The sequence below is a fragment of the Leifsonia sp. 10L418 genome, assembly GCF_056395445.1.
The window spans coordinates 551,097-573,043 of the sequence record NZ_JBFTJN010000001.1 but is presented as its reverse complement, the minus strand read 5'-3'; the positions used below and the strand labels follow the sequence as shown (position 1 = coordinate 573,043).

20 protein-coding genes are annotated in these 21,947 nt (G+C 66.0%); 11 read left to right on the top strand and 9 right to left on the bottom strand.

The features are described from left to right. Nucleotides 1-3: 3 nt before the first annotated feature. From AC1DCF_RS02655 to AC1DCF_RS02615, 9 genes are all read right to left on the bottom strand, one after another. A complete protein-coding gene (locus AC1DCF_RS02655; protein ID WP_477209651.1) occupies nt 4-1,086 on the bottom strand; it encodes an ABC transporter substrate-binding protein in 1,083 nt (360 codons plus the stop codon). Continuing rightward, on the bottom strand, nt 1,083-2,480 hold the full coding sequence (locus tag AC1DCF_RS02650) for a sulfate adenylyltransferase subunit 1 (RefSeq protein WP_477209650.1): 1,398 nt from the start codon (nt 2,478-2,480) through the stop codon (nt 1,083-1,085). Before AC1DCF_RS02650 ends, AC1DCF_RS02655 begins: the two co-directional genes overlap by 4 nt. Further along, entirely contained in the window at nt 2,480-3,442 is a 963-nt protein-coding gene (gene cysD, locus AC1DCF_RS02645) for a sulfate adenylyltransferase subunit CysD (protein ID WP_441791020.1), read from the bottom strand. The genes AC1DCF_RS02650 and cysD overlap by 1 nt, the downstream gene beginning before the upstream one ends. Then, complete coding sequence (locus AC1DCF_RS02640; RefSeq protein WP_477209829.1) at nt 3,439-4,170, bottom strand: phosphoadenylyl-sulfate reductase; 732 nt, start codon at nt 4,168-4,170, stop codon at nt 3,439-3,441. The genes cysD and AC1DCF_RS02640 overlap by 4 nt, the downstream gene beginning before the upstream one ends. Nucleotides 4,171-4,202: 32 nt before the next feature. Next, nucleotides 4,203-5,912 carry a nitrite/sulfite reductase gene (locus AC1DCF_RS02635; RefSeq protein ID WP_477209649.1) on the bottom strand — a complete coding sequence of 570 codons (1,710 nt, stop codon included), beginning with the start codon at nt 5,910-5,912 and terminating at the stop codon, nt 4,203-4,205. Between the two features lie 164 nt (nt 5,913-6,076). Then, entirely contained in the window at nt 6,077-6,787 is a 711-nt protein-coding gene (locus AC1DCF_RS02630; RefSeq protein WP_477209648.1) for a sirohydrochlorin chelatase, read from the bottom strand. A 100-nt stretch (nt 6,788-6,887) separates the two neighbouring features. Continuing rightward, nucleotides 6,888-7,895 (bottom strand): YeiH family protein, encoded by a 1,008-nt coding sequence (locus AC1DCF_RS02625; protein WP_477209647.1) that lies wholly within the window; start codon nt 7,893-7,895, stop codon nt 6,888-6,890. Between the two features lie 144 nt (nt 7,896-8,039). Then, entirely contained in the window at nt 8,040-9,140 is a 1,101-nt protein-coding gene (locus AC1DCF_RS02620; RefSeq protein WP_477209646.1) for a fatty acid desaturase family protein, read from the bottom strand. A 199-nt stretch (nt 9,141-9,339) separates the two neighbouring features. Beyond that, entirely contained in the window at nt 9,340-10,935 is a 1,596-nt protein-coding gene (locus AC1DCF_RS02615) for a dolichyl-phosphate-mannose--protein mannosyltransferase (RefSeq protein ID WP_477209645.1), read from the bottom strand. A gap of 39 nt (nt 10,936-10,974) precedes the next feature. Between AC1DCF_RS02615 and rsmI the strand changes: the two genes are divergently transcribed. From rsmI to AC1DCF_RS02560, 11 genes are all read left to right on the top strand, one after another. Beyond that, on the top strand, nt 10,975-11,850 hold the full coding sequence (rsmI, locus tag AC1DCF_RS02610) for a 16S rRNA (cytidine(1402)-2'-O)-methyltransferase (RefSeq protein WP_477209644.1): 876 nt from the start codon (nt 10,975-10,977) through the stop codon (nt 11,848-11,850). 128 nt (nt 11,851-11,978) lie between these two features. Beyond that, nucleotides 11,979-13,040, top strand: a complete 1,062-nt coding sequence (locus AC1DCF_RS02605; protein ID WP_477209643.1) for an NADP-dependent oxidoreductase — start codon at nt 11,979-11,981, stop codon at nt 13,038-13,040. A gap of 40 nt (nt 13,041-13,080) precedes the next feature. Next, nucleotides 13,081-14,643 carry a methionine--tRNA ligase gene (gene metG, locus AC1DCF_RS02600; RefSeq protein ID WP_477209642.1) on the top strand — a complete coding sequence of 521 codons (1,563 nt, stop codon included), beginning with the start codon at nt 13,081-13,083 and terminating at the stop codon, nt 14,641-14,643. Beyond that, entirely contained in the window at nt 14,636-15,583 is a 948-nt protein-coding gene (locus tag AC1DCF_RS02595) for a TatD family hydrolase (RefSeq protein WP_477209641.1), read from the top strand. The genes metG and AC1DCF_RS02595 overlap by 8 nt, the downstream gene beginning before the upstream one ends. A gap of 146 nt (nt 15,584-15,729) precedes the next feature. Then, nucleotides 15,730-16,566, top strand: coding sequence for a 16S rRNA (adenine(1518)-N(6)/adenine(1519)-N(6))-dimethyltransferase RsmA (rsmA, locus tag AC1DCF_RS02590; RefSeq protein ID WP_477209828.1), 837 nt, complete (start codon nt 15,730-15,732; stop codon nt 16,564-16,566). A gap of 4 nt (nt 16,567-16,570) precedes the next feature. Next, nucleotides 16,571-17,143, top strand: a complete 573-nt coding sequence (locus AC1DCF_RS02585) for a hypothetical protein (protein WP_477209640.1) — start codon at nt 16,571-16,573, stop codon at nt 17,141-17,143. 14 nt (nt 17,144-17,157) lie between these two features. Next, the gene (locus tag AC1DCF_RS02580; protein WP_441791009.1) at nt 17,158-18,093 is read left to right on the top strand and encodes a 4-(cytidine 5'-diphospho)-2-C-methyl-D-erythritol kinase; all 936 of its coding nucleotides are present in this window, start codon (nt 17,158-17,160) and stop codon (nt 18,091-18,093) included. A 91-nt stretch (nt 18,094-18,184) separates the two neighbouring features. Then, the gene (locus AC1DCF_RS02575) at nt 18,185-19,993 is read left to right on the top strand and encodes an ABC-F family ATP-binding cassette domain-containing protein (RefSeq protein ID WP_477209639.1); all 1,809 of its coding nucleotides are present in this window, start codon (nt 18,185-18,187) and stop codon (nt 19,991-19,993) included. A 203-nt stretch (nt 19,994-20,196) separates the two neighbouring features. After that, the gene (locus tag AC1DCF_RS02570) at nt 20,197-20,328 is read left to right on the top strand and encodes a hypothetical protein (RefSeq protein ID WP_477209638.1); all 132 of its coding nucleotides are present in this window, start codon (nt 20,197-20,199) and stop codon (nt 20,326-20,328) included. Nucleotides 20,329-20,381: 53 nt separating this feature from the next. Beyond that, entirely contained in the window at nt 20,382-21,299 is a 918-nt protein-coding gene (locus AC1DCF_RS02565; protein WP_477209637.1) for a hypothetical protein, read from the top strand. 140 nt (nt 21,300-21,439) lie between these two features. Continuing rightward, nucleotides 21,440-21,886, top strand: coding sequence for a MarR family winged helix-turn-helix transcriptional regulator (locus AC1DCF_RS02560; RefSeq protein WP_477209636.1), 447 nt, complete (start codon nt 21,440-21,442; stop codon nt 21,884-21,886). The last annotated feature ends 61 nt before the right edge of the window (nt 21,887-21,947 follow it).

Sequence of the window (21,947 nt, the reverse complement as noted above, 5' to 3'; positions counted from 1 at the left end):
CGGCTACTCAGTTCCGAGTTTTCCGGCCGAAACGGGCTTCTGCCCCGCGGCCACGAGCGCCTTGTTCAGCACGGACAGGTCGAACAATCCGTGCACATCGCCCTGCTTGGCGGTGCCGGCCGCAATGCCCGCCTTGAGGAGCACGGGGAACGTCGAAGCCAGCGGGTCCGTTGTGAAGGTGACGTGTTCGAGGGCACGGGTGATCACGGGGTCGGACAGCGCCTTGCCGGTGTCGGCGGCGAGCTTGGCGTTGATCACCGTCGCGGCCTCAGCCGAATTGTCGTTCAGCCAGGCGACGGACTGCTCGTGCCCGGCCAGGAGGCTCTGCACGGCGTCGGGGTGTTCCTTCAGGTAGTCGGCGCGCACGACGAGAACCGTGGTCGGGAAGGCGCCGTCTTTCCAGAGGGAGGCCTCGTCGACGAGCACGTGTGCGCCGGCTTCGAGCACGAGTCGTGACACCCACGGCTCGGGAAGCCAGGCTCCGTCGAGTTGACCGTTCTGGAACAGCGTGAGGGTCTGGGCATTCTCGGTCGGCGTGACGTTCACGTCGCCGCCACCGGTGGTGCTGGTGGTGTAGCCCTGCTTGGCCAGCCAGCCGCGCAGGGCGACGTCCTGGGTATTGCCGAGCTGCGGGGTGGCGAGGGTGGTTCCGGCCAGGTCGGCGGCGCTTTCGATGCCCGGGCGCACGACGAGTGCAGCGCCCCCGCTGGTCGCGCCGGCCACAATACGCAGCGACGCACCATCGCTGGCCACGAAACTGTTCACGGCCGGGTTCGGCCCGATGTAGGCGGCGTCGATCGCCCCGGCGCTGAGTGCTTCGATGGTGGCCGGTCCGGCGCTGAAGATCTGGGTCGAGAGCGCGGTGGTACCAAGCTTCTCCTGGAAGAAGCCCTTCTCGAGGCCCACGAGTGCGGGAGCATGGGTGACGTTGTCGAAATAGCCGAGACGAAGCTCGGTGGCCGGGGCCGCAGTTGCCGTATCGCCGGCCGCCGCATCGCCTGCCGTCGCCGCGCATCCGCTCATCATTGTCACGATCAGTCCGAGGGAAACGGTGCCGAGGGTGGCGCGTAGGCCGATGCGATTCATGCTGCACTCTCCGTGATGTCGGTGTTGATGGGGATGGTGATTTCGAGGTCGGTGGTGGTGTCTGATTCAGTGGGGTCGGCGAGCACAATGCCGGCGGCGAGTGTTGCGCCGTCTTGCGGGTGGATCACCAGAAAGGCGCCGGCGCGGCGGTTCGCCGCATAGTCCTGGGCGGGAAGCGCGGAGGCCAAGCGGATGTTGGCGTGACCGATGTCGTTGATCTCGAGCGTTTCTGCGGTTTCGAGGGCCAGGGTGTCGAGGTTTCGGCGGCCGAGGAGTGTCGCGAGACTGGCCTGCACCGTGGAGGTGCCGAACTTCGCCAGCACCCGGGCACCCGGCCGGAGCGGCCGAGGATCGAGCCAGAACAATGCGACGGTGAGATCTTTCTTCAACTCGGGCACACGATCGGAGGCGACGATGACTGCACCACGCGCGATGTCGAGGTCGTCACGCAGGCGGAGTGCCACCGATTGCGGGGCGATGGCCGTCTCCAGGTCGACACCTGCGAAGTCGATGCCGGTGACGACGGTGCTGCCGCCGCCCGGTACGACACTCACCCGGTCACCGACGCGCACGGTGCCCGAGGCGACCTGCCCGGCATAGGCGCGGTAGTCGCGATAGGAATCGGCGTCTTCGGGGGCGACGGCGACGGCGCCCTGCGGGCGGATGACCAACTGCACCGGAAGCCGAAACGCCTCGAGGGCACTCTCGGCCTCGTCGATGAGCGGCAGCGTCTCGAGAAGTTCGAGCAAGCTGGGGCCGTCGTACCAGGGGGTGTTGACGGAGCGATCGACGACGTTGTCACCGGCGAGAGCCGAGACCGGGATCACGTGCACCGCATCGATACCCAGCTCGTCGGTCACGACGCGCACGGCGGCGGCGACGCGATCGAAAGCAGCTTCGTCGTAATCGAGTAGGTCGATCTTGTTCACCGCCACGATGATGTGCGGCACGCGCAACAGCTGCACGACGGAGAGGTGCCGACGCGTCTGCTCGAGCACTCCGTTGCGGGCGTCGATGAGCACGACGACGGCGTCTGCGGTTGTGGCACCGGTCACCATGTTGCGGGTGTACTGCACGTGGCCGGGGCAGTCGGCGAGGATGAATGAGCGGCGCCCGGTGGCGAAGTAGCGGTAGGCGACGTCGATAGTGATGCCCTGTTCCCGCTCTGCCCGCAGGCCGTCGGTGAGCAGGGCGAAGTCGATGCCGCCGGTCTCGCCACCGAATCCGCGCTCCACGGAGGTGCGGGTGACGGCGTCGAGCTGGTCGGCGAGAATCGCCTTCGAATCGTGCAGCAGGCGTCCGACCAGGGTCGACTTGCCGTCGTCGACGGAGCCGGCGGTGGCGAAGCGGAACAGCGTGCCCTCGAGTGGGCGGGTCAGCAGTGCGTCGGTCATTAGAAGTACCCGTCCTTCTTGCGATCTTCCATCGCTGCTTCTGAGATGCGGTCGTCGGCTCGTGTGGCGCCGCGTTCGGTGATGGTCGACTGGGCGACCTCGTGCACGACGGCGTGAACGGTGGCGGCATCGGATTCGACGGCGCCGGTGCAGCTCATGTCGCCGACGGTGCGGTAGCGCACCGTGCGGAGCTCGACCGTTTCGTCGGCCGTGGGCGCGCTGACCGGGCCGACGGCCCGCCACATGCCATCACGCCGGTAGACCTCACGCTCGTGGGCGTAGTACAGCGGCGGCAGCTCGATGCCCTCGCGTTCGATGTAGCGCCAGATGTCCAGCTCGGTCCAGTTGCTGATCGGAAACGCCCGCACGTGCTGCCCGACGGTGTGGCGCCCGTTGTAGAGATTCCACAGCTCGGGCCGCTGGTTGCGTGGGTCCCACTGACCGAACTCGTCACGAAGCGACAGGATGCGTTCCTTGGCTCTGGCCTTGTCTTCGTCGCGACGAGCACCACCGAACACCGCATCGTGGCGGCCGTTCGCGATCGCATCCAACAGCGGCTGCGTTTGCAACGGATTCCGGGTTCCGTCCGCGCGCTCGAGGAGTCGGCCGTCGTCGATGTAGTCCTGCACACTCGCCACGGCGAGCCGGATGCCCAAACGCGCGACCGTCGCATCCCGGAACGCGAGAACTTCCGGAAAATTGTGGCCGGTGTCAACGTGCAGAACAGGAAACGGCACCTTGCCCGGCCAGAAGGCCTTCGCAGCGAGATGCAGCACGACGACGGAATCCTTGCCGCCGGAGAACAGCAGCACCGGCCGCTCGAACTCGGCGACGACCTCGCGAATGATGTGGATGGCCTCGCTTTCGAGCAGGTCGAGCTGGTCGAGGCGGGGTCGTGCAGTCGAATCGGGCTGTGCCTCCTGGAAGACAGGTGCCGCCTGGAGAGCTGGTGTCGAGGTCATAGGTGAAGTCCGCATTCTGTCTTCTCGAGCCCGGCCCAACGGCCGGACCGGGGGTCGTCTCCTGCGCTGACCGGTTTCGTGCACGGTGCGCAGCCGATGGAGGGGTAGCCCTGAGTGAGCAGGGGGTTCAGCACCACGGAATGCGCGGCGGCGTAGTCCTGCAGTTCGTCAAAGCTCCAGGCGGCCAGGGGGTTCACCTTGACCAGCTGGTTGCGTTCGTCCCATTCGATGAGGGGAGTGTTGATGCGGGTGGGTGCTTCGTCGCGGCGCACCCCGGTGAACCACAGCTCGTAGCCACGCAGAGCGCGGTGCAGCGGGGCGACCTTGCGCGCCGCGCAGCAGGCGCCGGGATCGCGGGCGAACAAGTCCGTGCCGAGAGCCACATCCTGCTCGGCGACGGTTTGCTCGGGCAGCACATCCACAATCGTGACGTCGAGGGTGCTGGCCACCTCGTTCCGCGTCGTGTAGGTCTCCGCAAAGTGGTAGCCCGTGTCGAGAAAGAGCACGTCGACGCCCGGCAGCTGCCGGGCGACAAGCTGCGGCAGCACCGCGTCCGCCATCGAGCAGGCGACCGCGACAGCGCTGGTGTCGAAATTCTCGGCCACCCAGGCGATCAGCTGCTCGGCCGAGGCCGCGCTGAGCTCAGCGGATGCTTGCTCGGCAAGGGTGCGCAGCTGTTCGGGTGTGCGGAGGTTCGGGTTGCGGTCGGGAGCGGCGGTCTTCCTGATGCGCAGCGCATCGGTACCCGGGGTTGCTGAACTCACTGGAGTGCCCCCTCGTCGGCGCGGTGCGCCCAGGTTGCGAACGTCTCGGCTTCATCGCGCTCGCCGAGGAACCGGCGAACGAGACGTTCGACGTAGTCGGCGAGGTCGTCGGCAGTGACCTTCAAGCCCCTGACCGTGCGGCCGAGGCCGGCCTCGTCACGGCCGACCGAGGCGAGACCGCCGCCGAGGTGCACCTGGAAGCCGGGCACCTGACCGCCGTTGCCGTCGGCGAGCAGCTGACCCTTCAGGCCGATGTCGGCGGTCTGGATGCGGGCGCAGGAGTTCGGGCATCCGTTGACGTGCAGGCTGATCGGCTGGGGGAGGTCGAGGCCGGCGAGGCGTTTCTCGAGCTCGAGCACGGCGTCGGTGGCCGTCAATTTGGTCTCGACGATGGCCAGTTTGCAGAACTCAATACCGGTGCAGGCGATGGTCGAGCGGCGGAACAGGCTCGGCCGGGCGGCCAGGCCCAGCGCGTCGAGCGCCGTGATGAGCGGCTCGACGTTCTCTTCGCTGATGTCGAGCAGCACGATTTTCTGGTGCGGCGTCGTGCGGAGGCGGGAGGAACCGTGCTGCTCGAGCAGATCGGCGAGGGCGGTGAGAACAGTGCCGGAGACGCGGCCGACGAACGGGGTCACGCCAATGTAGAAGCGTCCGTCGTTCTGCTTGTGCACGCCGACGTGGTCGCCCTGGCGGGTCGGGGTCGGCGCGGCCGGGCCGTCGGGCAGGGCCGCAAACAGGTACTCGTCTTCGAGGATCTGCCGAAACTTCGCCGGCCCCCAGTCGGCGAGCAAGAACTTGAGCCGGGCCTTGTTGCGCAGGCGCCGGTAACCGTAGTCGCGAAAGATCGAGACGACGCCGAGCCAGACATCGGCGACCTGGTCGGGGGTGACGAAGACGCCGAGTCGTTCGCCGAGGCGCGGGCTGACCGAGAGGCCGCCGCCGACCCAGAGGTCGTAGCCGATGCCGAGCTGAGGGTGCTCGACGGCCACGAAGCCGACGTCGTTGATCTCGTGCACGACATCCTGACTCGGATGCCCGGTCAGCGCGGTCTTGAACTTGCGCGGCAGGTTGGCGAGCTCCGGCACCCCGATGTACTTCGCGGTGATCTCGGCGATGGTCTCGGTCGGGTCGATGAGTTCGTCACTGGCGATGCCGGCGACGGGGGAGCCGAGAACCACGCGCGGCACGTCGCCGCAGGCCTCGGTGGTGCCGAGACCGACAGCCTCCAGGCGGCGCCAGATCTCCGGCACGTCTTCGACCCGGATCCAGTGCAGCTGAATGTTCTGCCGGTCGGTCAGATCGGCCGTGTCCCGGCCGAATTCCTCGGAGATCGTGCCGATGACGCGCAGCTGCTCTGTCGTGAGCTGGCCGCCGTCGATGCGCACGCGGAGCATGAAGTACTTGTCTTCCAGCTCGTGCGGTTCGAGAGTGGCGGTCTTGCCGCCGTCGATCCCGGGCTTCCGCTGCGTGTAAAGCCCCCACCAGCGAAAACGGCCGTGCAGGTCGGTGCCCTCGATCGAGTCGAAACCCTGCTTGGAATAGATCTGTTCGATGCGCTCCCGCACGTTGAGGCCGCTGTCCTGCTGCTTCCACTCCTCGTTGCCGTTGAGGGGAGCGGTGCCGTCGACCTTCCACTGCCCGTTCGGGCGCGAGGCCGGGCGTGGCGGCCGGGCCGCCTCGGCGGTTTCAGTCAGGTTCAGCGACACAATGCTCTCCTCCTCGATAACGCGGCAGGGGCGAAAACCGGATGCCGCGTAACTGCGATGGAGTAAAACTAGGGTCGTTGGCCCCCGCACGCGAGAACGTGAAGTCACGTCCGGTCACGAAAAGTAGCGCTGCGTCACACAGATGCGACGGGGCGCGTTGCGGCTTACAATCCTTCGCGGTATCGGCTGGAAACGACGTCGATCAGCAGCTCGGGGGCGGCTTCGTCTGGAGTCAGCAACGGCGACGTCACGACATCCGCGCCGGCCTTTTCGACGAGAGACTGAAAGTAGCCTGGGGCCAGCAGATAGCTGCTCACGACGATGCGTCGGCCGGGCGACGCGGCGCGTGCGGCGGCGACAGCGTCGGCGAGCCGGGGCTCGGCCGCGGAGAGAAATCCGAGGGTGACGTCGTGACCGGATGCCGAGGCCAGGCGTTCTGCGACGACCCGGCAGTCAGCGACGGCGCGCGCATCGCTGGAGCCGGCTGCGGCGAGCAGGAGCACGTCTCCGGGCCCGAATCCGGCCTGGACCAGTCGATCCTGAAGCAGTGCGATGAGCCGGTCGTCGGGTCCGAGTGCCGCGGCGAGCACCACTGAACGGTTGGTTTCGGCATCAATCGCGCGGGTGAGGTCGACATGCACGTGATACCCGGCGGAGAGCAGCAACGGAACCACAATCGCCGGCAGGCGTGGGGGGAGCGCCGCCAACGTCTCGGGTGGGTTCGGATGCTGCACATCGACGAAGCCGAGGGCGACGGTGAGGTCGGGGTGGGCGGCGGCCACCCCGCGCATCAGCCCGTCGACCGCGGCCTGGCCGTCGGGGGAGGACGTGCCGTGCGAGATACCGACGAGGGCGGGGGCGAGGGTGGTCGTCATGTGACCCATGGTTGACCCATTGTGCCGCGCCACCGAAACCGTGTTACTCAGAAAGACGCGGCCCGGCCGGCCGCCAAGGCGGCAGATTGTTGAACCGGCCCTAGGCGAGTTGCACAGCGCCGAGCGCGAGCGCGGCGATCAGCGCCCAGGAGAGCAGCCCGACCGCCAGCGCGCGCCCGCCGGTGCGCGCGAGTTCGCCCAGTTGCACCGCCGCGCCGAGCCCGAACAGGGCCATTCCGAGCAGCGCGGTCTGCAGTGTGTCTGCGACGTCGAGCGCAACCTCCGGCACCGGGAGCAGCGTGCGCACGAGCACGGCGGCGATGAATCCGGCCACGAACAGGGGCACGATCGGCGGTCGCTTCGCCGCACCATCCGTGATCGAAGCCGTGCCGGCGCCCACCAGGACGGCGTGCTTCTGCCGTTCGAGGACCGACGCGACAGCCACAATTGGGGCGAGCAAGAGCACCCGGGTGAGTTTGACGACAATGGCGACCGCCAGAGCGGCAGAGCCGGCGATCTGTGCGGTGGCCACGACCTGGCCGACGTCGTGCACGCCGGCGCCGACCCAGTGTCCGAACTGCACGGCGGTGAGGCCGAGCGGATGCCAGAGCGCCGGCAACACGGCGATGGCGAGCGTGCCGCACAGGGTCACGAGTGCGATCGGGGTGGCGGTCTCTTCGTCTTTCGCCCTGACCACGCCGCTCATCGCGCCGATGGCCGAGGCTCCGCAGATCGAGAAGCCGGTGGCGATCAACAGAGGCTGGTGGCCCGGCAGCTTGAAGGCGCGCCCGAGCCAGAACGTGCCGGCGAAGGTGAGCAGAACGACGGCAACGGTGGTCGTAATAGTCACCCAGCCGAGGCCAGCGATGTCGACAAGGCTGAGTTTCAGCCCCAAGAGCACGATGCCCAGGCGCATGAGTTGCTTCGACGCGACCGACAATCCGGGCGCGAGTATCCCGGTCAGAGCGGGGCGGGCGGCGGGGATCTGCCCGACGAGGATGCCGAGGGCCACGGCCGCGGTCAGAAGCGGCACGGCCGGAACCAGGGTGTGGATTCCCCAGGCGACGAGCGTGGCTGCTGCCGCGGTCAGAACTCCGGGCAACCACATGAACTCCAGCCTATTGCCGTTCCCGCGCGCCCCTGGCCGGGCGGCGCTGCACGCCGAGCGTGGTAGCCGGCGCCAGACCGCACAAAAAACGGATGCGCAGCCCGCGTGGGCTGCGCATCCGTTTGAGATGCAGGGAACTGCTGACTACCTCACCCGGAACCGGGAGACCATCGGGCAGTCGAACGGGTCGCGGGCCGACAGCCCGACGCGGTTCAGGTACTCGATGACGATCTTGTAGGACTGCGTCAGCGACGTCTCCGTGTAGAGGATGTTGTGGCTCTCGCAGTATTCCTTGGTGATCTCCTGCGCACGCTTCAGGTGCGGGCGAGCCATGTTCGGGAACAGGTGGTGCTCGACCTGGTAGTTGAGGCCGCCCATGAAGGTGTCCATCAGGGTGCCGCCGCGGATGTTGCGCGAGGTGAGCACCTGGCGACGCAGGAAGTCGACCTTGCTCTCGTGCGGCAGGATCGGCATGCCCTTGTGGTTCGGCGCGAAGGAGGCGCCCATGTAGACGCCGAACACGGCCAGCTGCACACCGACGAAGGCGAATGCCATGCCGAGCGGCAGGAAGTAGAAGATGACGCCGAGGTACAGAGCGAGGCGCGTGACGAGCATGGAGATCTCGAGCCAGCGCTTGTCGACTTTGCCCTTGCCGAAGACGGTGCGGAAGCCGTGGATGTGCAGGTTGATGCCCTCAAGCGTGAGCAGTGGGAAGAAGAAGTAGCCCTGCTTGCGCGTCATGAAGGAGGTGAGCCAGTTGACCTTCTTCGCGTCTTCTTCGAGGAAGACGATGAAGTCGGGGTCGATGTCAGGGTCTTTGCCGATGACGTTCGGGTTGGCGTGGTGACGGCTGTGCTTGGTCATCCACCAGGCGTAGCTGATGCCGACGAACAGGTTGGCGAGCACGCGGCCGGCGCGGTCGTTGGCCGGCCCGGATTCGAAGACCTGGCGGTGCGAGGCCTCGTGGGCGAGGAACGCGAACTGGGTGAAGATGATGCCGAGTGCGCCGGCGATGATCAGCTGGAACCAGCTGTCGCCGAGTAGCACGAAACCGGTGGCGGCACCCGCGGTCGCGACGATGAGGATCGAGAAGACCATCCAGTAGAAGCCCGTGCGCCGACGTAGCAGTCCAAGGTTGCGCACTGTATGCAGAAGCGAGGAGTACTCGGTGGTGGGATTCTTCGAGTCACCACCCGGGCGGGTTCTGATGATGCGTACCGAGGGTGCAGCTGTAGCGTCCGACATGAGGCCTTTGTTTTGATCTTGACTTCTCAGTCGGAGGTCGAGCAATTACTCATAAAACAGATACCGGTCATCCTATGGGCGCGCCCTGCATTCCGGCGTTATTTCACAACGCATTCTCAGTCGATATATGCTAAATGTGGAATATGTTTGATGAAAATCCGCGGAAACATGCGGAAGTTTTTCGTCGCGTGGGGCAAACTCACACCCAACTGGGCAGCCACATATGCATCTGCCAGAACCACAGCGGCACCTGAATTCCCGCCCAGAGCGGATAGAAGAACGCGCTCACGAGCAGTGCGACGGCGAGAAAGATCGCCACGATGCGGATGCCGACGGTGCGACGGGACGCCTCGGCTCGGTCTGACTCGTCGCGGAGTGCGGCGCGGAGATCCGCCGGCATATCAGCGGGAAGCGCGGGCGACGCGGGCCGGAAGAGCGGCGCCTCACGCAGCAGCATGCCCAGCACGAAAGTCAGCCCGAGCAGCAGGTAGGGCTCGAACACAATCGTGTAGAACTCGAACACCGTGCGGTTGAGGTAGGCGAGCCAGGGCAGGTATCCGGCGACCATGCCCATCAGAATCAGGCCGACCTGCCACTGGCGGTAGCGCGCGAAACGGTAGACCAGGTAGAGGATGGCGGCCGTGGCCGCCCACCAGATGAGCGGATTCGCGACGCCGAGGATCGCCTGCGAGCAGCTGGCCGACGCACATCCGTTCTGACCCAGCGTGGTTCCCTCATAGAACATGCTGGTCGGCCGCGTCATCAGCAGCCAGGTGAGCGGGTTCGCCTGGTAGGGGTGCGGGGTCGAGAGGCCGACGTGGTACTGGTAGATCGCGACCTGGTAGTGCCAGAAGCTCTGCCAGACGTGCGGCACCCAGGCGAAGGGGCCGGTCCAGGCCGAGCCCGCCGACTCGGCGTACTGCCGGTAGAAACCGCCCTGCGTGACGAACCAACCCGTCCAGGAGACGAGCAGGGTCACCGCGGCGACCGGCACGAACAGCACGAAGGTCGCCGGCGCCTGCTTGAGAACCGCGGCGCTCAGCCAGAACGGCACACCGGCACGCCGACGGGCCAGGGCGTCGACGACAACCAGGTAGACCCCGAACGCCGCAAGAAAATAGAAGCCAGACCACTTGACGGAACTGGCCAAACCGAAAGCGAGGCCTGCGGCGATCACCCAGGGCCGCCACCAGAACATCGGACCCCAGCTGGGATGCCCACCGGCCGCTCGGCGCGCGGAGAGCCAGGCGGTCAAACGTTTCTCATGCCAGTCCCGGTCCATCAGCACGGCACCGAAGCCGAGCAAGGCGAAGAACATGACGGAATTGTCGAGAATCGCCACCCTCGACATCACGATCGCATTGCCGTCGATGGCCATCAAGAACCCGGCGATCGTGGCGAGCAGGGTTGAACCGAACAGCTTCTTCGCGATGACCATCAACAGCACGACGGCGAGGATGCCGATCAGCGCGGTCACGATGCGCCACGCCCAGGTCTGGTCGGCGCCGAACGCCGCCATGCCGAGTGCGATCAGCCACTTGCCGAGCGGGGGATGCACGACGAACGAACCCTCGTCGGTGAAAATATTCGTGTCGCCGGCATTGAAGCGCGTGTCGGCTCCTTCTGGCCAGGTCGACTCATAGCCGTTGTTCCAGAGGCTCCAGGCGTCCTTCACATAGAAGGTCTCATCGAAGACGAGCGAATGCGGGTTGCCCAAATTCCAGAGTCGCAGCACCGCCGCAAGGAGGACAACGGCGAGGGGCCCGACGATGCGGAACCAGCGAGATGCGAGCACCTGACCATCGTAGTGAGCGAGGACTGCGAGACTGGGACCATGATCATTCTCGCTGCGACACCGATCGGAAACCTCGGGGATGCCTCGGCCCGCCTCGTCGAGGCACTCAGCACCGCGACAGTTGTCGCCGCCGAAGACACCAGAGTGACGGTGCACTTGCTCAAGGCGCTCGGCATTGAGAACCGGCCGAAGCTGATCAGTCTGCACGACCACAATGAGCGCCAGAAGGCCGCGGAGCTCGTCGAAATCGGCCGCGACACCGACCTGCTGGTGCTCAGCGACGCCGGAATGCCGACGGTGTCAGACCCAGGATTTCACCTCGTCGACGCGGCGGCGGCAGCCGGCGTTCAGGTGACGGCCATCCCCGGACCGTCGGCGGTGGTGACGGCCCTCGCCGTCTCCGGACTGCCGACCGACCGTTTCACCTTCGAAGGATTTCTGCCGAGAAAACCCGGCGACCGTCGTTCGGCGTTGCGGGAGCTTGCGAGCGAGCGACGCACGATGGTGTTCTTTGAGTCGCCCAATCGGTTGGCCGCGTCCCTCGCGGACGTCGCGACGGTGTTCGGCGCCGAGCGTCGCGTCGTGGTCTGCCGCGAGTTGACGAAGTTCTATGAAGAAGTGAAGCGCGGCACCGCGACCGAGCTTGCCGAGTGGGCTGCCGGCGGCGTCAAGGGCGAGATCTGCGTCGTGATTGCCGGTGCCGAGGTGCGCGTGATGGACCTGGCCACCGGTGTGGCCGAGGTGCTCGCACTCGTGGCGGGAGGCATCCGTTTGAAGGATGCCGCAGCCGATGTGTCGGCGGCGACCGGTTTGAGCAAGCGTGACCTCTATGAGGCGGCGCTCAGCAGCAAAGACGGCGCGAACGGTGTGGTGAAGGCTCCGAAAATCACGCCGATGGATCTCCCGCTGAACTAGTGGTGCGAGCGGGAGGACGCAAGTCTTCCCGACTGTCGCGCCAAAAGTCACCCCGATAGACCCCCCACTGCGCTAGTAGAGTAATCCTCACTAAGGTAACTCTGTTGGGTTCTGGTCGGAGGTGCGCGGTGGCACATGCGGTGATGTTCGCTCGATTCGGCGGCCCGGAGGTACTCGAACTCGTTCCGATGACGAAGCCGGTCGCCGGCGCCGGCCAGGTCGTCGTCGAAGTCATGGCTGCCGGGCTGAACCCGGGAGAGAGCGCGATCCGCGAAGGCAGGCGCCAGGACACCTGGCCGATCTCTCTGCCGTCGGGCCAGGGCACCGACTTTGCCGGCTTCATCGTCGATGTCGGCAGCGGCGTTGTCGGCTGGAATGTCAACGACGCGGTGTTCGGCCATGCGGTGCGTGGGGCGCAGGCGAATTTCGTGATGGTTCCGGCCGGAAATGTTCTGCACAAGCCGGAGCACCTCGCCTGGGAGATCGCCGGCAGCCTGTACGTTGCGGCCACGAACGCGTGGGAAGCCGTCGCGGCGGCGAATCCGGTGCCGGGGGAGACGGTGCTCGTGCATGCCGCGGCCGGCGCCGTGGGCGGCATCGCCGCTCAGCTCGCCCGGTTGCGCGGTGCGACGGTGATCGGAACCGCAAGCCGCGAACATTTCGACCACCTGCGTCAGATTGGCGTCGTGCCGGTCGAATACGGCCCGGGCCTCGAACTCCGGCTCGCCGCGCTCGCTCCGGAGGGCATCGATTCTGAACTCGATCACCTGGGCGACGAATCCCTGATGAACACGGAATCCACCGACGAGACCGACCTCGCGAACGTGGCGGTGATGGTGGCGAACCACCAGATTTCGGTGCCCGTCGCGGCGATCTATCCGCTCGAACACGTGCAGGATGCCTACCGTGAACTGGACGTCGGTCACGCCCACGGCAAGATCGTGCTCAGCATGCTGCCGGTCGGCTACGCCCGCCAGAAGGTGCGGGGCATCGACATGCGGGAGACCGAGGCGACCAAAGACGATCCGAACCGGCCGCCGGTGCCGCACACGGTCGAAGCGCTGCCGCCGGTGATCGGGCACCTGCCCGGCCACCCGCATCCGAAGCCGGGCTTCGACGCCGAATTCGAACCACCGGTGCCGGGCGAAGCGGAGGAGACTTCGCGAGCCGCGACCCCGGGGGCCGAGTGAGCGTCAGCGGCAGGCCTTCAGCTCCCAATAAGATATGAGAATGTCCGATGGCTCCTCTTTCTACATCACCACGCCGATCTTCTACGTGAATGATGTCCCGCACATCGGGCACGCCTATACGGAGGTGGCCGCGGACGTTCTAGCCCGCTGGCACCGCCAGAAGGGCGAGAAGTCCTGGCTGCTCACCGGAACCGATGAGCACGGCCAGAAGATCCTGCGCACCGCGACCGCGAACGGCACCACTCCCAAGGAGTGGGTCGACCGTCTGGTCGAGACCGCGTGGAAGCCATTGCTGGACACCGTCAACATCGCAAACGACGACTTCATCCGCACCACCGACGCGCGTCACGAAGTGAACGCCGCCAAGTTCTTGCAGCACCTCTACGACTCCGGGCACATCTACACTGGCGAGTACGAGGGCTTCTACTGCGTCGGCTGCGAGGAGTACAAGCAGCCGAGCGACCTCGTCGACGGCACCGGCGAATTCGCGGGCCAGCAGGTCTGCGCCATCCACTCGAAGCCGGTCGAACTGCTGCACGAGAAGAACTACTTCTTCAAGATGAGCGCCTTCGCCGACCAGCTGATCGAACTCTACGAGTCGAACCCCACCTTCGTGCAGCCCGAATCGGCGCGCAACGAGGTCATCGCTTTCGTCAAGAACGGCCTGAGCGACCTGTCGATCTCCCGCTCCAGCTTCGACTGGGGCATCAAGGTTCCGTGGGACGAGAGCAATGTCGTCTACGTCTGGTTCGACGCTCTGCTGAACTACATCACCGCTGCCGGTTACGGCCACGACGACGAGAAGTTCGCTGAGCTCTGGCCGGCAACCCACATCGTCGGCAAAGACATCCTGCGCTTCCACGCCGTGATCTGGCCGGCCATGTTGATGGCCGCCGGCATCGAGGTGCCGACGCAGGTCTTCGGTCACGGCTGGCTGCTCGTCGGCGGAGAGAAGATGTCGAAGTCGAAGCTGACCGGCATTGCGCCGAGCCAGATCACCGACACCTTCGGCGCCGACGCATTCCGTTACTACTTCATGCGCGCCATCAGCTTCGGCCAAGATGGCTCGTTCTCGTGGGAAGACCTCTCGGCCCGCTACCAGTCAGAACTCGCGAACGGCTTCGGCAACCTCGCCTCGCGCGTGATTGCCATGGTCAACCGCTACTGCGAGGGTGAGATCCCTGCTGCCGGTGCGCTGACCGAGGCCGATGAGGCAATCCTGGCCACGTCGAAGCGCGTGACGGATGCTGCCTCGGAGGCGATCGACCGTCTGGCCATTCACGAGGCGCTCGCCTCGGTCTGGGAGCTCGTCGACGAGCTGAACGGCTACATCACCGTGCAGGAGCCGTGGGCGCTGTCGAAGGACCCGGCGAACCGCGAACGCCTGGAAACCGTGCTGAACACCGCCGTGCGCGGTCTCGGCACGCTCGCCGTGCTGCTCTCGCCGGTAATCCCCGAGGCGACGGCCACCCTGTGGACCGCACTCGGCGGCGCCGGTGCAGTCACCGAGCAGCGCATCGACAGGGCCTGGGAGTGGACCGGCGGCACGCACGTCAGCACTCTCGACGCTCTCTTCCCGCGCATCGAGGCGACTGTTGGCTAACGATTCCGACCACGTTCGGAAACGCGAGCAGACCTCAGGGCGGGATCTCAGTTACCCGCCACTGCCGGAACCGCTCACCGTGGGGGTCTACGACAACCACACCCACCTGGAGATTGCCGACGGCGACGACCCGCTGTCGTGGCTCGACCAGCTCGACCGCGCCTCAAGCGTCGGCGTGCGCGGAGTGATTCAGGTCGGCAACGACCTGGAGACCTCCCGGTGGTCTGCACTGATGGCGGCCCGGGAGCCGCGCATGCTCGCGGCCGTCGCCATCCACCCGAATGAGGCACCGCGCTATGCCGCGGAAGGCACCCTCGACGACGCCCTCGCCGAAATCGCCGAACTCGCCGCGCAACCGCGGGTTGTCGCCGTGGGGGAGACCGGACTCGACTTCTTTCGCACGGGAGAAGACGGCCGGGCAAGCCAGTACCACTCGTTCGAAGCGCACATCGAGATCGCGAAGGCCAACGGCGTAGCGATGCAGATCCACGACCGTGACGCCCACGACGAGGTGATCGGCACCCTCAAACGCGTCGGTGCGCCCGAGTTCACCGTGTTCCACTGCTTCTCCGGCGACGCCGAGATGGCGAAGATCTGCGCCGACAACGGCTGGTACCTCTCGTTCTCCGGCACCGTCACCTTCAAGAACTCCGTCGCGCTCCGCGAGGCGCTGGCCGTGACGCCGCGGGAATTGCTTCTGGTCGAGACGGATGCCCCGTTCCTCACCCCGATGCCATACCGCGGCCGCCCGAATTCGCCGTACCTGTTGCCGAACACGCTGCGGGCCATGGCTGAGCACCTCGAGACCGACGTCGGGGTGTTGGCCGCCCAGATTTCTTCAAACACTGAACTCGTCTACGGCCGCTGGGATGCCCAGCCGCTGACCGGCCATCACGCCGAGATCGACGACAACGCCCAGCCCATCGGAGGCATCGCATGAGCGAGACACAGAACGACCCGTCTTCGGACCTTCCTATCGACCAGCCGCACACCGAGGCTCACCCCGAGCACGGCCGCCACGCGGCAGCCCCGGCCAAGGCTCCGAGCGCACTGCTCGGGCCCGCGGAGATCCGCGACCTGGCCGAGATGCTCGGAGTCAACCCGACGAAGAAACTCGGCCAGAACTTCGTCATTGACGCCAACACGGTGCGTCGCATCGTCAAGGTGGCCCAGATCACGCCCGGCGACACCGTCGTCGAAGTAGGACCGGGCCTCGGCTCATTGACCCTCGGTCTCACCGAGGTCGGAGCCCGGGTCGTTGCCGTCGAGATCGACGCACGGTTGGCCGAGCAGCTTCCGCTGACCGTCGAGCTCATGCAGCCGGGGGTGCCGTTGACGGTCATCCGTGACGACGCGTTGAAGGTGATGGAGTTGCCCGGCGACCCGACCAGCCTCGTCGCGAACCTGCCCTACAACGTGTCGGTGCCCGTGCTGCTTCACCTGCTCGAGCACTTTGCGTCGATTCGCACCGGTGTCGTCATGGTGCAGGCCGAGGTCGGCGAGCGGATTGCCGCGGCGCCGGGCTCGAAGGTCTACGGCAGCCCGAGCGTCAAGGCGGCCTGGTACGGCGATTTCCGCACCGCCGGCAAGGTGAGCCGCCAGGTGTTCTGGCCGGTGCCGAACGTCGACTCGATTCTGGTCGCCTTCGAGCGACGCGCCGAACCGCTCGAGTCGGAGGCGTTGCGCCTGGCGACCTTCGCCCTCGTCGACGCCGCGTTCCAGCAACGCCGCAAGATGCTGCGCCAGTCGCTCTCGGTGCTGTTCGGCGACTCGGCGACGGCCTCCGCGGTGATGTCGGCCGCCGGCATCGACCCGACGACGCGCGGCGAGCAGCTCACGGTGCACGACTTCTTGGCGATCGCCCAGGCGTGGCCGGATGAGCCGAGCGAGTCGAACGAGTCGAACGAGTCGAACGAGGAGTAGCCCGATGCCCGCGACCCCGGTGAACAGCCGTCACGACAATCTGAGCGACGACGCTCTACGCGCGGCGACCGGCAAGTCGTGGGCAGAGTGGTTTGCGATTCTCGATGCTGCCGGGGCGACGTCCCTGACGCATCCGCAGATCGCCGGCCTCTTGCAGAGCGAACACGCGGTTCCTCCGTGGTGGTGTCAGATGGTCACCGTGGGTTTCGAGCAGGCCCGCGGGATGCGTCTGCCCGGCCAGCGCGCCGACGGAACCTTTGAGGTGGGGGCGTCAGCGACGTTGGCGAGCTCGCAGCAGGAGGCCCTCGACGTAGTGATCGCTGCGGTCAGTGCCGGGCTCGGCGAGCCACCGGTTCGGGTCAGCCGTGACGTGAAGTTCGTGACCGCCAAGTGGATGACGGGGGAGAAGGCGTCGGTTCTCGCGATGGCCAATCCGAGTTCCGGCGGCAAGACATCCGTGTCGCTGACACACGCGAAACTCGACGATGCGACCGCCGTCGCGCCGGCGAAAGAGGCGATGAAAGGCTGGCTGGCCGAGGCACGGGCCTCGCTTCGTCATCACAGCCACGAGGCCTGAGCTAGGTTGGATTCATGACCATCCCGGAGGCCTCAACGGTTGTGCACGCAAGAGCGCCGGGCAAGATCAACGTCTTTCTCAAGGTCGGTGCACTGCAACACGACGGCTATCACGAACTCGCCACGGCATTCCAGGCGGTTTCGCTGTACGAAGACGTGTGGGCGGCGCCGGCCGATGATTTCTCCGTCGAGTTTTCCGGATCGATCGACACCTCCGGCCTCGTCACCGACGGCAGCAATCTGGCGATCAAGGCGGCCCGGGCGTTGGCTCGCAAGGCCGGCTATCGCGGCGGGGTGCGCCTGAAGATTTCGAAGAACGTTCCGATCGCCGGCGGCATGGGCGGCGGGTCAGCGGATGCCGCGGCCACGCTTCTCGCCTGCGATGCGCTCTGGGGAACCGAGGCCAGCAAAGACGAGCTGCTGACGATTGCTGCGAAGCTGGGCGCCGATGTGCCCTTCGCGGTCACCGGCGGAACCGCGATCGGCACCGGTCGCGGCGACCAGCTCAGCCCGGCCTTGGCCAAGGGGCAGTTTCACTGGGTGTTGGCGATTGCCGAGTTCGGCATGTCGACGCCCGGCGTCTACGCCGAGCTCGATCGGCACCGCGAACGTCACGCGCAGGATATCTTTCCGGCGATCCACCAGCCGAGCGTCGACGCGAACGTGCTGCAGGCGCTGCGTGCGGGCGACCCGGCGATGCTAGCCGAGTCGCTGCACAACGACCTGCAGGCTCCGGCGCTGCACCTGGCACCGGGGCTCGGCCGTGTGCTGGAGCTCGGTGAGGAGAACGGCGCGTTGGCCGGCATCCTCTCGGGTTCTGGCCCGACGGTGGCTTTCTTGGTCGCCGACTCCGATAGCGCTCTCGAGTTGCAGGTAGCCCTGTCGGCGTTGCGTGTGAATGCGGTGCGGGCTTCTGGTCCGGTGCATGGCGCGCGTCTGATGCACGCGTAGCTTCTGCAGCTCCGCGAGACTGCACTTGTGGCCGGCGCGACGACGGATGCCGCAGGGCATGCACATCCAGGCCAGATAAGCTCAAGGGATAATGGCACATTTGCTCGGGGCCGAGTCCCTGCACCTCGAATTTCCTACCCGCGTCATCTTCGACAGCGTCACCGCCGGCCTCAATGAGGGCGACCGAGTGGGCGTTGTCGGCCGCAATGGCGACGGTAAGTCCACCTTTCTCAAGCTCCTCGCCGGGCGCATGGAGCCTGACGCCGGCCGGGTGACCCGCAGGCGCGGCGTCACCATCGCCATGCTGGACCAGTCCGACAAGCTCGTCGAAGGCGTCACCGTCGGTCACGCGATCGTCGGCGGCATCGAAGAGCACGTCTGGGCCGGCGACGCCAAGGTGCGCGACGTGATCGGCGGACTCGTGCGGGACATCCCGTGGGACGCCCTCGTCGACGACTTGTCGGGTGGCCAGCGCCGCCGCGTCGCCCTCGCCGCGGTTCTCGTCGGCGACCACGACGTCATCTTCCTCGATGAGCCCACTAACCACCTCGACGTCGAAGGCATCTCCTGGCTCGCCGGGCACCTGAAAACTCGTTGGGCCGCGAACTCCGGCGGCCTGCTGGTCGTCACTCACGACCGGTGGTTCCTCGACGAGGTCTGCAACCAGACCTGGGAGGTGCACGACCGCATCATCGAACCGTTCGAAGGCGGTTATGCGGCGTACATCCTGCAGCGCGTGGAGCGCGACCGGATGAACTCGGTCGTCGAGGCCAAGCGTCAGAACCTGATGAAGAAGGAGCTCGCCTGGCTGCGTCGCGGCGCCCCCGCCCGTACCGCGAAGCCGAAGTTCCGCATCGACGCGGCCAACGAACTGATCGAAAACGAGCCGCCGCCCCGCGACACCGTCTCGATGCAGTCGATGGCGATGCAGCGTCTGGGTAAGGATGTCGTCGACCTGATCGACGTCACCGTCACCTACCCGACGAAGACCGGCGAGAAGACGGTGCTGAACAACATCACCTGGCGGATCGCTCCGGGTGAGCGCACCGGCATCCTCGGCATCAATGGCGCCGGCAAGAGCACGCTGCTCGGCCTTGTCGCCGGAACCGTGAAGCCGACCAAGGGCACGGTCAAGCGCGGCAAGACCATCAAGGTCGCCGTGCTCACGCAGCAGCTCGCCGAGCTGGAGGGCATCCAGAACGACCGCGTCAGCGAGGTCATCGCACGTCAGAAGACCTCATATGTCGCCGGCGGCAAGGAGATTACGCCTGGCCAGATGCTCGAGCGCATGGGCTTCATGAGCGCGCAGCTGTCGACTCAGGTCAAGGACCTCTCGGGTGGCCAGAAGCGTCGCCTGCAGCTGCTGCTGATCGTGCTCGACGAGCCGAACGTTCTCATCCTCGATGAGCCCACTAACGACCTCGACACCGACATGCTTGCCGCGATGGAAGACCTGCTCGACTCCTTCCCCGGCACGCTGCTCGTCGTCTCGCACGACCGGTACCTGATTGAGCGCGTCACCGACAACCAGTACGCCGTAGCGGATGGCGCCTTCCGTCACCTGCCGGGTGGTGTCGACCAGTACCTGCAGCTGCGCACCAAGGGCGAATCGGCGCTGACCGGATCGCCGACGGAGGCCGGGGGACCGGTCGGTGGCTCGAAGAAGGCAGCGCTCGGCGGCGCCGAACTGCGTAACGCCCAGAAGGAACTCGCGTCGATCGACCGCAAGGTCGCCAAGCGTCAGGCTGAGATCGCCGCGCTGCACGAGAAGCTGGCCACGCACGACCAGTCGGATTTCACGGGCCTCGGCAAGCTGAGCACGGAGCTCGGCGAGCTCGAAGAGTCGATCGCGAGCTTCGAGACGCGTTGGCTGGAGCTTTCGGAGTTGCTCGGCGAGTAGTAGAGCACTGCAATCGAACGCATCCGCTGATCGAGCCTGTCGAGATCCGGTGACCGGGTTCCTGAACGCGGAGAGCGTTTGAGGTTCTGCGTGCGCTGTCTCGAGAGGCTCGATCGCCGTTTTGGCGGTCGGGCCCGTTGCGTGCATACGCTGAGCTGCGCAACGAAGGTCTGATCGAGATGCGTCAAGGCAGAGGTGCGTTCGTGCGAAAGGATGCCGGCACCGGCCTGGCTCGCATCACAGAACTGGCGGCGCGGCTGATCAAGGAAGCCCAGAAGCTGGGGTTGACTCAGTCCGAAGTAGTGCAACTGATCAACAGAGCGGAATCCGCATGACGAGCACGCCCCAGAGATCAAATACCGTCCGACTTGTCATTGCAGTTGCGACCATGTTCATCCCGTTGGCCGTCGTGCTGGGATCCTTCATCGTCTGGAGGGATCAGCTGCCCCGGGAGATCGCCTCTCACTGGTCGGGGACGGGTCCGGCGGACGGAGCTATGACGGTCCCGCAGTTCCTGACCATGGCACTGGTCATGACCGGCGGCGCGGCCGTCGCAGCGGTCGTCGTCGGTCTGTGGCCGGACATGCGACCGGCAACTCGGCGAAGTGGTTTCTTGATTGCAGGAGCCGTCGCGGGAGCGGGAGCCCAGTCGTGGTTGGTCAACACGCTCCTGACTATGAGCGTCGGCGATCCGTACGAGGTCGTCCTTGGTGCCTGGTCGGTATTGGGCTTCGCAGCCGCCGCCTATGGCCTCATCCCCTTCATGATCGCCCCGAAACCGCAGCAGATCTCGCACGATGTGGTGCAGCGGATTGACATTGGGCCCGGGCAAGATGGCGAATGGTCGCGGACCATCACGGCGAAACTCTTCCTCTGGAGCTGCCTTGCGTTGGTTGCTGTTGGCATCGCCGTCTACACGGCGTCAGTCGCCAACAACAGACTTTCCGAGGCGATTTTAGGCCTGGCCGTCATCGCCGTTGTGATCCTTGTACTCGCTTCATTCAGCCGTTATCAGGTGACTGCTGACTGGCGGGGCTTACGTGTGGTCTCGTCGCTGTCGCGAATTCCACTGAAGCGCATCCAACTGGAGGACATCAAGACGGTGGAGGCTACTGAGCTCGCCCCGAGTGAATGGGGCGGTTGGGGATATCGGATCACCCCCGGGAGATCCGCGCTGATACTGAGGAAAGGCCCTGGCTTGATAGTCACCATGACCAGCAAGAAGCAATTCGCGTTGACCCTCGACGATCCAGACGTGCCGGCCGCCCTGCTGGCGACGCTGCGGGATCGGCGCTCGCGGGCCTAGGCGTCGACGAAGGGGGCGAACGGATGCCCGGGGACGCTTGATCACACCGGAACCTTCATCGGACGACTCGCAAATGGCCGAGCTCGCACCGATTGGTTTGAGTGTTGACAGTTAGAGCTTGAACAGTTAGAGTTCTTATTATGAACGCATCGGACAAGCCACTCACCACAAGCCTCGAACTGCTGCGTTGGGTCGGATGGGCGCAAATGAAGGCCGGCGAGGACTGGATCCGTGAGCGCGAACTTAGCCACCCGCAGAGCTTCGCGCTCGGCTATCTGGTGCAGAACCCCGGTGCGATCCAGCGTGACATTGCTGAGGTGACCCGCACGACCGCGGCGAGTGTCTCGAGTCTCCTGCAGGGACTCGAGGCTCGCGGTCTCATCGAGCGCCGTACCGAGGCGGGCAATGAGCGCAGCAAGCGCGTCTACGCTACGCCTGCAGGCATCGAGCTCATCAGCGGTTTCGACACCGCGATGGCCGCCACCGAAGAGGCGATCCTCGCCCCCTTGGACGAGGCCGAGCGAACCGCCCTCCACGCCCTGCTCACGAAGATCACCGCCGAACTGCCGCAGCCGACCCGGTCGTAGCCCGGGCGCGGTTGTCCCGCGCGTCAGAACATCTCTTCGCCGTGTCGGCGTGTGTCGGCGC